Here is a 14,653-nt window from a genome sequence, read left to right on the forward strand (position 1 = left end):
TCGATCGTCGTTACTTGAGCGTCATCTTCATTAAAGCGAATCCGATCGGCGTATGGAAAAGGCCGGCCTATTTTATTGGAGTCCTGATGCGACAATACGTTCCCTGTTGAATCCACCAGCATAACTTCTTGATTGCCAGAGATTTTTGAAAAAGACTCATGAAAATCCGTTTCTTTAATGCTGATAATGGCATAGCCTGATGGTACGGTAGAGTATTGAAGTTTTCTCGCTATCGTCATCAAATAAGGACTGCTCTGCTTGGATGACAGTATATAATTAGGCTGTCCCCCTAGCCAGTGCAGCTCATAAGCATTCGTTTTTTGTAGTTTGTCAAACCAAGGCTCATCATAAAACAGCTGAAAGTTATGATTATAGAGGGAGTAATTTGTATATCCACTCCCCTCTTCCTCTTCAGTCAATATGGTGATATAAATGTCATTTAATGAATTTGCAATACTCCCCAGCTTATTTGTTATTTTTACATTATTAAGTGCGCGCTCTCCATCATTTCTACTTTCCTTGCCAGCACTGATAAGCGAATTCATCTCGCCATCAAACTGGATATAATTTGTAATATAGAGCATGGTGTTAATTAACCCGGACAAATTCAACTCGACGATTTGCATCGTTTCTCGGGAGTTACTGATGGCATTATCCATCAGCACATCCTTAGCAAAATAATTCGACACCGTCGTAGATATAAGCAGCGGTACCAGCAAACAAATTACGGCGGTAACTATCAGCTTTTGGCGCAAAGAGATCATATTCCACTTATTAAGCAGCTTCTTCGTCACACTATACACGACCCTTTTCTAGTCATCCGAAAAGCGGTACAGCAGAATAAGTGATTACCCTTTCACACCGCCAACGGAAATTCCTTCGATAACTTGCTTTTGAGCGACTAAAAATACAATTAACAATGGTATGATCGCCGACACGGCGCCAGCCATCGTCAAAGCATAAAATTGGCCTTCACCATCGGCAAATTGACGCATTCCTATTTGAATGGTGTACAGTGCCTTATCGCGTATAAAAATAAGCGGCGTCTGATAGTCGTTCCACGTCCAAATAAAACGCAGGATCGCGTAAGTTGCAATCGCGGGACGAACTAATGGCAGCGCAATGCGAAGGAAGATTTTGAAATAGCCGGCTCCATCCATTTTTGCAGACTCAATAAACTCCGGATGTATGCCAATAAAAAACTGTCGCAGCATAAAGGTGCCAAACACGCTAAAGCTGTTTAAAAGAATCATGCCCAGATGAGAATCATAAAGATCCAACGATTTAAAAATTAAAAATTGTGGAACAAGAATAGCCTGTGTTGGAATCATATACAGCATCAAAATTAACACGAACAAAAAGTTCTTGCCTGCATATTGCAATTTCCCAAAAGCGAATCCAGCCATACTCGATATAATAACAGACACGACAGTCGTCAGTACAGCAACTTTCATCGAATTTAAATAATACAAAAGAAATGGATATTGCCCCATCCAGACTTCGCGATAGTTCTCAACCATGTTCCAACGTACAGGCAACCACTCGATAGGGAAATTAAATACATCATTCTCAAATTTAAACGAGGTCACAAGCATCCATACGAATGGCAGGAGGAAAATTAAACCCACGATTAACATAATTATTGTCGTAATAAGCTTTCTAATATCAATACGTTGAAGGCTCCGCATCTTCGTCCTACTCCCTTCTATTCATTTACCCATTTTTTTTGCGCTACCCATTGAATCAGGGTAATAATGAATACAAACAGCAGGAGCACCATCGCAATCGCTGAAGCATAGCCTGATTTCAAATTAACAAATGCTGTATCGTACAAATAATAAACCGCCACGGATGTAGAATTGGAAGGTCCGCCAGCTGTTAGCACAGCTATTAGATCGAATACTTTAAACGTTCCGATTATTCCGATAATAAGTAAGAAAAAGCTTGTTGAGGATAACATCGGTAATGTGATCTTTTTAAATTTATGCCAGCCATTTGCCCCGTCAATAGAAGCTGCTTCATATAAATCACGCGGAATGTTCTGCAATGCAGCCATATAAATAATTAATTTAAAGCCGATTTGCACCCAGATCATTATAAACATAACGGAAGGCAAGGCAAAGTTTATATCAGATAGCCACTTTGGCGGATTATCAATGCCAATCGACATTAAAAATTGATTGATCGGTCCAAAAGTAGGGTGGAATAACACCTGAAATACGACTGCTACAGCTACGACGCTAGAAATATAAGGCATAAAGTAAATAACCTTCATCGTATCTTTCAAATATACGTGACTATTAATAATAATAGCTAGCAACAAGGCAATCGCCATACCTATTGGAACTACAAATAACAATAAAAAGTTATTTTTCATCGATGTGAGAAAGATATCGTCGTCCAGCAATTTAGTGAAATTATCTAAACCGATAAACTTCGCTTGTTCAAATCCTGCTACGAAATTCCAATCCGTAAAACCCAGTACAATCGTTGCCAGCACTGGAATTAATACCAGTATGATAACCCCTATTAACATCGGGCCCATAAACATATAACCAGCCATGGTTTCCCTCTGTGCTGCCTTACTTAATTTTTGGCCAGCTGCCACAATTCCCACCCTCTTCTCGCTGTCAGGTTACTCCATTGTGAATGTAATCGTGAAAGAGTACACTCCTTTGTTTACATTTGTCATTTTCCAACATAATGGTAAGCATTGAATCGCTGGAAATACGCTGCTTATCAATTCCCCACTACCTGTTTGTTTAGAAAACTGTTCTCCAGTCCCGCTGACTATGAGCGCAGCTGCCTGTTTAGTGAGTTGCATACCGCTCTCTGTTTCTTTTACTTCTGCATGATCCGAGATAATAACCGGCTCGGTTATACTAAGCTCAGCAACTGGTGTTTGAACATCAATATAATATTTCTTAATGATTTCCTTGTTTGACCATTCGTAATCAATCGTATAAAATAATTGGCTTTCAACTTGTACAATTGCCAAAGGAACAGACTTTAATTTCCCAGTCACGCGAACATTGCGCTGATCTTTCATCTGCTCATGGAAAAGAAGAGCTGGCTGGTGCTCATATAAGCTGCTAACGACTTCCCCATTGATAGCAGCTTCTATTCTAGGCGTTGTCGGTCCTTGAAATAATCCTGGGTATTGTGGCATATTAACGATTTCAATTCGCTTATATACCGTAGCAGAACCAGCTTGCACTGCACCTAGTTGTTCATTCCACAAATAAGACATCATGCCGCCGGTAGGAGCGTTTATACTGCCATAGCCGCTAATCGTTCCCATCCAAGACTGACTGCGTATATGCGCGCTATTAAGAGACGGATAATATTTGAAGTTAAAAATGTTGTTTGAAGGGAGCTGTGCCGTTTGATTGGTTAATGCTCCCCATTTTCCATAAACCAAAGCAATGGCCAGGCTATCCGCCCGATTAAATGTGCTATGGATGCAGGATTCATCGAATATTTGCTCATGTGCCGGTCCATAACCAACCATTCCTTGCTTTGTTATGCAGCTAATCAGATAATCCATATTACGTTCTGCTGCAACTGCAAAAGCAGGGTCCATATCAGCCAACATCATATACGCCATCTGACAGCCGTGGGCTGTTTTACTCCCGTACATGGTCCACTTATAACTGCGGCTGCCGAAGGAATTATCAAGCGATCCATCCGGATACATCATCTCCATATGGGCTCGTAAAGCACGAACGGCTTCCGCTCTCACACTTTGATCATCTGTCAGCATCGCATATTCCGCTATGGCCCCAATGGTCATATCGATATTGTAGCCGATATCAATTTGATCGCCGGCGGCATGCGGAAACTTGGATTCACCTACTATAAATCCATCACGATTTATACGAGGCAGTGACGTCTCCATTAACTTTCCGGCTTCTTCGGCATAATCGGCTCTTTGCAAAATTTGCGAACACCACTGTAAAGCCGCAGCTGATGAAATCAAATAATTTATATTATTTTTTGGAATACCGCCTTTACAAAAAGCCCAGACAAGGTATTCCGCTGCATTCTCAATCATAGGTAGTAATGGCTCTGCTTCTTTTTGTTCGCCAGCTTTCAACAAATAGTCGTAAGCATGACTTAACGATAACACTTGAAATACAGTCGTGCCTTTCCAGTCGGACGGCTCGTCATTGAGCCAAGAACCATCAAATAATTGTCTTCTTTGCATATAAGAAACAAGCAGCCGGGCTGCTTGCTTGTATCGCAGCTCTCCAGTTTCTACTGCCATAAAATAAAGCGGAAATATAGCATCGCCGCTGCGTCCATGAATACTTTTACACGCTGGACAAGCAAAGCCGCCCTTCCAGCTCGGCAATAAATCTGTTACCTGATGATCGATCAAAGTATTACAAAATTGTTTGACCAGCTGCTTCATTTTTGTATAAGCCATCATCGTCCTCCTTCCATGCTCCGGGCAATACCTTATGTATCGCCCAGAGCTGAAGAGATAAAGTTAACTTGAATCAACAATTACTTATTCGTTTCAATGATTTTTTCCACTTTTGTTTTAATGTTCGCCATTGTTTTATCAATATCTTGTGTACCAAGCAAATACAATTGAGCCTCGTCAATAAATGCTTTTTCTGCTTCAGTAATATAAACCGGCGGGATGATTGTCTTTGCCGGCACCGATTTTTCAATCGATTTGATCAGAGACTCTTTATCAATGGCTTCAGGCCTTTTCGTTCCAGCTACAATATTGTCTACGGATTCGATCGTATTTGCTTGCTTCCAACTTGACAAGCTTGTACCTTGTACGTCAATCCCTTTCGTTGTAAACCAGCGTACAAATTTATAAGCAGCTTCTTTGTTAGCCGACTTTTTTGCTACGCCAACAATGTCGCCTTGCGGCCTAATATAAACTTCCTTATTTTCGGCATTTCTAGGCAAGGGCGCCCAAGCTATTGTAAAATCAGGTGTGAAATTCCCCCACTCCGAAATGAGCCAGCTTCCCGCCACCATCATACTAACTTTGCCGCCAAAAAATTGTTGACGGTAGTCAAGTTTTTGGGAAATCGCCTCTGACAATGGAACTGCCGATTTATCGACATTCTCCAACGTGTTGCGTAATTCCAACGCACTGCGGTAGACTGGGTTTTCGCCATTATACGTATCGTCAGTTACGAGATAGTTTTTATCAGGCAGGCTCCCCTCTCTTACGACATAGTGCACATATGAATCGCGCAAGTAAGTACCATATCGTTTTGCTGCACCTTCGCCTTGCGTTAGTTTTTTAGAATACTCCGCAAATTCTTCCCATGTCCAATCTGTTGGAATCGGTAAATTTGCCGCATCCAGATGCTCTTTGTTCAATAAAACCATTGAGACTACATTTTTTGCAGGTAGACCATAATATTTTCCATCAATTTTCGGATCAAGCGTGTATTCTTCTGCCACATTGACGCCATCTTTAGCTAAAAACTCATCGATCGGCTCCATCATGCCAATTTTTACGCGCTTAGCAAATTCACCGCTAGTATGAAAAGCTACAACATCCATTTCTTCGCCCGATGCCGTCATCAGATCAAGCTTTTTTAAATAATCAGCTGCGTTTACGTTGTCAACCAACGGCATCGATTCCACTTTAATTCCTGGGTGCGCTTTTTCAAACTCTTCAATAAGGCCGCTCCAATTTCCGCTTTTTTCGTTAAACCAATGTAAAAATTTAATGGTCACGACTTCTTCCTTGTCACCATTGCCCTGCTCTTTTTTCGATGGATCTGCCGGTGTGCTGGAGCATGCTGCAAGAAGCAATGTAACCGCCAATAAAACAGTAAGCAAACTCGTTATTCTCTTTCTTTTGTTCACTTGTAAAACCTCCCCAAGATGTATAATTATTGTTGTAACTACAACTTCTGTACAACATAATCGTAGAATATCATTTTCTTAATCGATCCAGAAAGTGTACTCCCTCTACTAAATTGAGATTTTTTTGACTTTCTGCATCACTTACTATCGATGATCATACAATTTTCTACTTTCTCCGATTTCTTTTAGCTATTATTTCCAATATTTTCTCTCTAGGCTTGACTCCACAGCGAGTTGCCCAACGATCATATTGCACGATCATTTGCTGTACTCTTTCAGGGTATTGATCTGCTAAATTATAAATTTCAGTACGATCCTGAGCCATGTCAAACAGTTCCCATTTCCCAGGATAGTTTTTAACCAGTTTCCAATTCCCTTCTCTAACGGCCGCGTTGCCCTCATGCTCCCAAAAAAGGAATCGATCCTCGGCATGATCATCGCTCACAAAAAACTTTTTCATACTTTTACCTTCAGGCGGGCAGATCGCATGTCCATTATAAGTTGCAGGGTATGCTGCATTTGTAATATCCAATATCGTAGCCATAACATCCGTTAATTGGCATGCCATATGACGAATTTCACCCTTTGATTGGATTGCTTCCGGCCAATGAACAATAAACGGTGTTGCTATTCCGCCTTCATGAACCCAGTGCTTATACAGACGAAATGGCGTATTCGATAAATTAGCCCATGCAGTACCATAGCTCTGGAATGTTGTCTCTGCTCCCGGCATAACATCAGGTCGATTACCAAAGGCGACATCAGCTCCAGTACTTGTTCTACCCCAGTTTTTCGGTATTTTATTTGGTTGAACAGGTTCGAATTCCTCAGCACAGCCACCATTGTCTGATAAAAAAAGGATTAGCGTCTGCTCTAATTGACCCGTTTCCTCAAGAGTTTGCAAGATACGGCCAATTCCTTGATCCATGCTGTCAATCTGAGCGGCATAAACCTCCATGCGACGCTGTTCCCATTCTTTATGTGCTGCATCTTCCCATGCGGGCTGGCTGTTATCACGATCGGTTAATGACCAGCCGGCATTTAAAATACCCATCTCTTGCATACGCTGCATTCTTTCTATTCGCAGTTGATCCCACCCGGCATTAAAACGATCTTTATACTTAGCGATATCATCTTCTTTGGCATGCAGAGGCCAATGTGGAGCAGTATAAGCTACATACTGAAAAAAGGGTGTGTCCGGATACTCCTCGACATGCTCCTTAATAAACCTGACAGCCTCATCGCTAATAGCATCTGTATAGTAATAATCTTTATTTAACGCTTCATGTTCTATATTTTCATTATCACGTGTCAATGTTGACGGGTAATAAAAGTTTCCAGAGCCGGCCAACGTGCCATAGTAACGATCAAACCCGCGTTGCAGAGGCCAAGTATCAGTAACCTCGGAAATATTATTCGCGATATGCCATTTACCGCTCATATAGGTACGATATTTCGCTTGACGCAGCACTTCAGCTATCGTGACGCATTGCTTATTTAAATTGCCTTGATAACCCTCTGGCCCATCATCATCAACTAATACCCCTATTCCTGTCTGATGGGGATGCAAGCCAGTAAGTAAAGACGCTCTTGATGGACTGCAGCGAGCCGTATTATAAAACTGCGTAAACCTTAGCCCTTGTTCCGCTAATTGATTCAAAAAAGGGGTGTCCACCTCTCCACCATAACATCCAATATCTGAGTAACCCATATCATCATTCAAAATCAGCAATATATTAGGGCGTCTAGCCTCTTGCTCATGACTCCGCTTCTCCGCCTCTTCATCTCGTATCATTTTTTCACGTCCTTTTGCCTTGTGTACACGCTCATTAAAGAATACCATGCAGTAAAACTACGCATGTAGACCACACCATTTACTTTATTGAGATTATTTTGACTTAAAAACATATCAACATGACAAACGTCGCAATCCTCTCTCTTCTCGAAATCAGAGAAGCTGCTGCTATATGCATATTGTTCATCATAAATTGTCCGGTAGTATGTCCTTTTTCATAAACTTCACTTTAACAAAAAAATAGGGGAGGGCTTTCGCCTCCCCTAAAAACTATTACTTTCCAATATACCAAGGATAAACGGCTTCGCCGTCCTGCTGCGCAGGAAGGGATCCGTTTGCCGGTGAAATAAAAGCCAACCTCTACCCTCGGCTCTCGAAAGATGAGCGACCTCCAGCTTTGCAAAGCAAAGCCGCTTCGGAAGCATGTGACAGGTTTATCCAAGCACCTGATCGACTGCCGCAATAAGGCGCTGCATGTCATCCTGCCTTACATCGCCGATGCTGCCAATTCGAAAGGTGTCCGCCGAAGAGATTTTGCCTGGATAAATGACGAATCCAGATCGCTTGAGGCCTTCATAGAAAGCAGGAAACGCAAAATCAGGTACCTCGCTGGCATGAGGATAATGAAAAGCCGTAATAAAAGGCGATTGTTGCTCTGGCGGCAGCAGCGTCCGGAAACCGAGATGCGCCATGCCGTCCACCAGCGCCCGCTGGTTATCGGAATATCTGATATGTCTGGCTTCCGGTCCTCCTTCTTCCTCCAACTCTATCAGCGCCTGGTCGAAGGCGCGTACCACATGCGTCGGCGAAGTAAACCGCCACTTGCCTCCCTGCTTCTCCATCGTCTCCCATTGGTCGAACAAATCAAGCGAAAGCGAACGGGCCCGTCCCTTGCAAGCTTCGAGCGCTTCCCTTCTGGCGATGACAAAACCAAAGCCGGGCACGCCCTGAATACATTTGTTGCTGCTGCTGATTAGAAAATCGATCGACAGCTCCGCCATATCGAGCGGGATGCCGCCAAAGCTGCTCATGGCGTCGACGATCGTGGTAAGGCCGCGCCGTTTGGCCGCGAGAGTTACCTCGGCGATCGGATTTAACATGCCCGTCGTCGTCTCACAATGGACAACCGCCAAATGCGTGGCGTCCGGGTGGGCATCAAGCGTCTCCTCCAGCATTGCGGCGCTAATTGGCGATGTCTCGCCTACATCAACGGCAACGACTGGCACATGCAGCACGCGGGCGATTTGGACGATGCGCTGCCCGTATGCGCCGTTTACCAGAACGACTATTTTTCCGTCTTGAGAAACGACAGAGCCTACGGTTGCCTCGACGCTAAAGGTTCCGCTGCCTTGCATGGGCACCACCGTATAGGCATCCGGCTCCAGCCTGCTCGCAAGTTGGACAAGCCGGCTCCGAATATGCTGGACAAGGCCATTATATTCGGAGTCCCACGTACACCAGTCGCGCAGCATTGCTTCTTTTACCGAAGCCGTCGTCGTAAGCGGTCCCGGCGTAAGCAGCAGGTAAGGATTATCGAGTAACACTCTCGTATGATTTTTTTCCATTTTTGTCTCTCCCCTTCCGCTAGAGCAATGAAGTTTCCAGGACCATCCGTACAACTTTCGCTGCTTCGGCCCGTGTCACGTAGCCCTGCGGATCGAATAGGCCGCCCGGCTTGCCGCTCAATATGCCGGCGGATTGCAATTGCCGAACGGAAGAAGCTGCCCAGACGGATATCGCTTCCTGGTCTTTAAACGGCCGGGATTCGTTACTTGATGGCGACTCGATTTTCGCATGGTGCATAAACCTGGTAATCATGATCGCCATTTCCTCCCGCGTTATTTGACGATCTGGAGCAAACTTGCCCGCTCCGACCCCGTTTACGATGCCTTGCTCGTTCGCATAAGCGATATAAGGAGCGTAATAGGCATCGCTGCTTACATCCTGAAATACGTTAACCGAAGCCGCTCCTTCAATGCCGATCATACGGCCAAGCACCGTAACGAACATGCCTCTTGTCACTGATTGATCGGGGGCGAATCGTTCGTTACCGACACCGTGGAACAAGTTTCTTGCCGCCGCAAATTCGATATTCGGCTTAGACCAATGATTCGCCGCGTCCGTAAACGTCTTCGCGTTGTAGCCGATTTCGTACGTGCCCGCTTCGTTTGCGGCAATCAAGACCTGCCCATCCAGCATGGCAGATTGGGAAATGATCGTCCTTTGCCCGCCCGTTGTCCGATAAGCGACGATACCCTGGTTCGTTTCAGCGTTAGCCCTTTCATAAGGAATCGATAACTTCAGCTTCCCATAGAAGCTTTCGATTAGTTTTCCATCCGCGGTAATGACAATGGTTCTAGCAGGCTTCTGTTCCGTGCCATTGGCTTTGTCGATTTGAATTTCCACGCGGCTGTTCCCCAACTGCTTGAGATCCAGCGGATCGATCTCCAGGCTTCCGATCGGCGTTAGAATGGCCAATGTCTTGCCGCTGGCTGCGATTTTCCGCATCGTTTCCTGCTCCAACTCCAGCCGTACGTTCCTTGACGTGTTTGGCGCATCAACCCTGATCGTCGTGCGTTTGACATGTCCGTCGTCGATGACGACTTCCTGCGTCGCCTTGTTGTCCACGCTGACATTAACCGTCCAAAGAACTCCCTGTACAGTAAAAGTTCCCGCCTTGCTCGTCATGTCGGCCGGCGTGTTCAGTTCCACGAAACCTTTCAAGTCCGTTACCTTGAAAGGTTTAACTCCAGATTTTTTAGCCTTGAAGGTCAATTGCGCGATCGCAGCCGGGTTGTTCGACTTAAAGCCGTCGACGTGGACGGCAGCGATTCTAACCGTGCCGCCCGAGGCATTGACTTTATGCTCGAACATCCAGCCCTTCACGTCGGCGCCTTGAGCGACGTCCCGGTCGGCGATCTCCAGCGCATCACGATCGTAATGAAGCGTGAATTCAAAGGTCTTAAGTCCTTTCGGCCGGTTTATGACAATCTCGACGACGGCGCTTTGGCCCAGTCCCGCCTGAACGGACTTGACCTCCAGTTCGGGCTTGCTTCCTTGCGCATTGGCAAATGCGGCAGAAGGGATGAGCAGCGACAAAATCAATAAGCAGATCGTCCATTTCCAGGTATGTTTGTACAACGCTATTCCCTCCTAATTACGACCTTTTCCCATTACTCTGCCAGCTTGTCCGCGATCATCTGCAGAAGCATCAGAACGTCGTTCGTGTCAACCGTGCCGTCACGATTAATGTCGGCCTTGGCAAGCACAGCCTCACTTCCTCCGCCCGACACGATGAGCTTCAGGATCGCTCTTGCATCAAGCAAATCGGAGTTGTCGTCGCCGTTCAAATCACCTGGATTCTGACTCACGATCGTGATGGCGGCATCATCCGTCTGTACCGGGACGTATGCCGATTCGCCGGCAACGTCCGTCGTGACGCCTCGTACGTTTGCAAACGAAATCGTTGCCGTCGCATTTCCAACGAGATCAGCCTTCGCTCGGAACGTTACGTTGGCAATGATTGTCGCCTCATCCGTGCCAAGCGCATCGCCCGATACGCCCACGAAGCTAATCTTGCCCGGCGTTGCCGAATTTACGGCTCCGGTTGCGCTGAATCCCGCAAAGTCAAAGCTTTCAAACGTCAGCAAACTCGAATCGAATGACATGATGCCTTCGAGACCCACCATTTTGGAAGCTTGCTCGACCGTTACCGGCACCGTAAACACGCTGCCCTTGTTAACCGTCCGATCGTCCGCGAACAACCGGATCGTCTCGTCTTCGACCGCTTCGCCGGTAAAGTCGATTTCGCTCATAAAGGTGAACTTCCCGGTTCCGTATGTGCTTGTAACGACCAGCTTGACGTAACGTCCTTGAACGGGTTTATCCAGTACGGCGAAATCCTGATACGTATTTCCGGTGGCCGTTTTGCCGAACGTACCTGATGCCCGGTTCGCCTCGTTGCCAAGATAAGCCGGATCGCTTAAGTCCGCCAAATCGTCCGAAGCGTACAGCTCAAATTCTTTCGGGAACTCCAATGCCGTTAAATTAGGGCGGCTCGTCCGCTGGATACCGCTCAGCTTGAAGGACTCCTTCATATCGATGGTGATCCAGTGAGGTAGATCAGGAATCGGATCATGCCAGCTCGTATGCCATATCGTCGAGTAATCTCCGTCCAGTACATATTGCGGCAAGTCGTCTGATTCTACGTCATACGAATTATAGGCTTCGATTGTGAAGCTCGTCTTCGGCAGGAACGTATACACGATCGATGCCTTGTTGTCGACCAGCATCCGCGTCAAGTCGACGTGTGCTTGATGGATAACAGCCTTATCGTCGCTGGACGTCAGCGCTTTGGCGGCAGCGATTTGCGCCTTGAACTCACTCATCTTCGGCAGGGACAGACCCGGCGTCGATTCGATCGAAGCGACGAATTGCTCCGCTTCCGCAAGCTTCGCTGCAAGCTGCTCGAAGGAATGCGGTTCCGGATATAGATTCAGCTCCATGGAGAACTGGTTTTTCTCGCGGAACAGCTTGTCGTTCTTTACGGAATACCAATTTACGCCGACGTCGTTGCTGCCTTCCTTGATCGACATCAGCATGACCATGCCAAGATCTCTCGGCTCCATAAATTGCGCGTCCACCAGCGCCTGCTTGACGGAGCTGCCGTAATTGTTCAGATCCTCGCGGATGACCAGGTCGGGATAGCCGATATGGCCGGACAGCACCAGCACGATGTTGTCATGCTTGCTGACGAATTCGTTCCACATATCGTCGCCGTTATTGGCATCGCGAATGTACGCGCTCGGGTAGTCGATATGGCTCGGCCCGATCTGCTCGCCGTTGTGATACATGTACGAGTGAGTCGACATAATGACGCGCTTGTCCGGATGGGCCGCCACGACCTCGTTCGCCCACGCCAGCACGGCGTCGTTCGGGGCGAATTCCATCGCGAGCACCATATATTCCACGTCGCCGATTTCGAAGAAGTGGTACGTGTTTTCCATTTTTCCTTCTACAAACGCACCGCCAAATGTCGCGTCATCCGAGTACTTGTTATATGGAAAGTATTTGTTGTAGTTGGTGTAGTTCCGAGTCAAGTTTGTATTATTGAGAACGACGTCATGGTTGCCCGGCAGCACCACGTACGGAATGACTCCATCGAGATACGAATACGATTCGGCCGCCACCGCCCATTCCGCCTCGCTCGACGGCGTATCGACGATATCGCCTACGCTGATCGCCAGCTTGATATTCAGATCGTCGGCGTTATCCTTTAGCCAGTTGAAATAAGCTTTCATCGCGTTCGGATGCTGACGTGCCATATATTGCGTATCCGGGATGACCGCAATCTTATAATCGCCATCCGCGAATTCGGGTTCCAGCCAATTATAGGCTGCATTGTCGTAAGGTTGTGCGTCGTTCCCATGAAGAGATAAGTCCGGATACGCGCCGTTTGTCGCCTGATCCAGCTTCCAGTTGCCCAGCAATCCGGATTCCTGGCCTTGCAAGAAAGCCTTGTAGCCGGCTTGAATTTGTTCGGCCGTTCGTGCCGTTGACCATACGCGGACATCGGCGATCTGCCCTTTGAAGTTCATTTGAGGTTTCCCATCGGCCGCATATCCCATATAGTCGGACCCGATCTTAAGCTCGCGGGCGGGGAGAACCGTCGGAATCGGAACATTCAGCGCCTTTTCGTCGATCTTGCGGCCATTGATATAAGCCGATGCCGACTTCGCCTCGTCATCCAGCACGATTGCGACATGGACCCAATCGCCGACGTTTACTTTCGCATTGACGACGTAGTTGATCTCGTGGCTTTTGTGGGCTCTCCAGTACAGTCTCGGTTTGCCGTTCGCGCCAATTTCGAAGCTTAGTCGGGATACGTCGCTGTAATAATAACTTTCGTTGTTCCCGATTACGACGCTGGCCGACTGGCCGGCTGGCGTGTTTGCCGGCACGTTTACCCAAGCCTCGAACGACCGGGGAGGAGCAGACAGATTCTCCTCTGTCTTTAACTCCAGCTCTCCGTTCGAGAAGTCCGCGCCGCTGCCCGTGAACTCGCTCTCGTACGGCATTTCGATTTCATATGCCATCTCGAAGCCAAACGGGATTCCGTTGAGCTTGCCGACCTTGTCGTAGACGACATTTGCCCCGGGCAATAGCAACGATTTGTCCAGCGTCCAGGCATGCATCAGTCCTTCTTCTTTGCCCGTCAGCACCGATTCGGCATTATCTTTGAGCTCGTCCAGCGAACGAACGTCGTTCCACAACCGCACTTCGGCGATTTCCGCACGGACGTGCATCTGGTTGCGCGTGTCCGTTCCGATGCCGTGCACGTTCTGCAGCTCGACCTTCTCGGGCAGATCCAGATTCTCGAACGTTGCGACGACCGTTCCGTCCTGGACGAGCGTCACCTTCCGGTTGGCCGGATCCCGAAGGACGGCCAGATGCGTCCATTGTCCCGTCGTAATGGACAGGCCCTGCGTCGATTTGTCGATCAGCTTGCCGTTCGACAACTCGTAATAACGGAACTGATTGTCGGCTTTCAGCTCGATATTGAAATTCGATGCCGCGTTCGCGTTGTAATTGCCGAACAAAATTTGGCGTTGATTCGGATTGACCGCAAATTTCGCGTACATTTCGAAGGTCGCCGGCACATTTGCCAGCAAACCCTCGAGCTTGACCGAATTTTGCTCGGCAGGATCAAAGAGCAGCCCTTCCCGTTCGCCCGCCGCGGATGCCGCTGCTGCTGGCACCGTATCCTCAGCTTGCGCTTGCGCCGAAGTCGCGCCAAACCCTTGCAGCAGAATAACAACCGCCAGCGTCAAGGCCATAAACCATTTTCCCTTTTTCAATGCCATTCACCCTTTCAGAATTTAAATGGTCTGCCCGGCGATCAGCTTGTCCGCTATGATCTGCAGTAGCGCCAGAATATCGTTTGTGTCGACAACCTTGTCGCCGTTGACATCGGCCGCAGCAAGCTCGGCTTCGCTGCCTCCGCCTGCCGCG

At 47.2% G+C, this 14,653-nt stretch carries 9 protein-coding genes; all 9 read right to left on the reverse strand.

The features are described from left to right. Positions 1–794: cache domain-containing protein (locus tag PAT3040_RS11135; RefSeq protein WP_146200400.1), on the reverse strand; the 794-nt coding region annotated here is incomplete at its 3' end. Between the two features lie 54 nt (positions 795–848). After that, complete coding sequence (locus PAT3040_RS11140; RefSeq protein ID WP_108992714.1) at positions 849–1,688, reverse strand: carbohydrate ABC transporter permease; 840 nt, start codon at positions 1,686–1,688, stop codon at positions 849–851. A 17-nt stretch (positions 1,689–1,705) separates the two neighbouring features. Continuing rightward, positions 1,706–2,563 (reverse strand): carbohydrate ABC transporter permease, encoded by an 858-nt coding sequence (locus PAT3040_RS11145; protein WP_108992715.1) that lies wholly within the window; start codon positions 2,561–2,563, stop codon positions 1,706–1,708. A 72-nt stretch (positions 2,564–2,635) separates the two neighbouring features. Beyond that, the gene (locus PAT3040_RS11150; RefSeq protein ID WP_108992716.1) at positions 2,636–4,429 is read right to left on the reverse strand and encodes an ulvan lysase-like protein; all 1,794 of its coding nucleotides are present in this window, start codon (positions 4,427–4,429) and stop codon (positions 2,636–2,638) included. Between the two features lie 80 nt (positions 4,430–4,509). Next, complete coding sequence (locus PAT3040_RS11155) at positions 4,510–5,847, reverse strand: ABC transporter substrate-binding protein (RefSeq protein WP_181376555.1); 1,338 nt, start codon at positions 5,845–5,847, stop codon at positions 4,510–4,512. Positions 5,848–6,013: 166 nt separating this feature from the next. After that, positions 6,014–7,642, reverse strand: coding sequence for an arylsulfatase (locus tag PAT3040_RS11160; protein ID WP_108992718.1), 1,629 nt, complete (start codon positions 7,640–7,642; stop codon positions 6,014–6,016). A 434-nt stretch (positions 7,643–8,076) separates the two neighbouring features. Beyond that, a complete protein-coding gene (gene phnW, locus PAT3040_RS11165; protein ID WP_108992719.1) occupies positions 8,077–9,207 on the reverse strand; it encodes a 2-aminoethylphosphonate--pyruvate transaminase in 1,131 nt (376 codons plus the stop codon). A 19-nt stretch (positions 9,208–9,226) separates the two neighbouring features. Continuing rightward, a complete protein-coding gene (locus tag PAT3040_RS11170; protein ID WP_108992720.1) occupies positions 9,227–10,783 on the reverse strand; it encodes an S-layer homology domain-containing protein in 1,557 nt (518 codons plus the stop codon). Positions 10,784–10,815: 32 nt separating this feature from the next. Then, the gene (locus PAT3040_RS11175) at positions 10,816–14,499 is read right to left on the reverse strand and encodes a LamG-like jellyroll fold domain-containing protein (RefSeq protein ID WP_181376556.1); all 3,684 of its coding nucleotides are present in this window, start codon (positions 14,497–14,499) and stop codon (positions 10,816–10,818) included. Positions 14,500–14,653: the final 154 nt, after the last annotated feature.

Origin of the sequence: Paenibacillus agaridevorans (genome assembly GCF_003112455.1) — a bacterium.
GTDB classification, from domain to species: Bacteria; Bacillota; Bacilli; order Paenibacillales; family Paenibacillaceae; genus Pristimantibacillus; species Pristimantibacillus agaridevorans.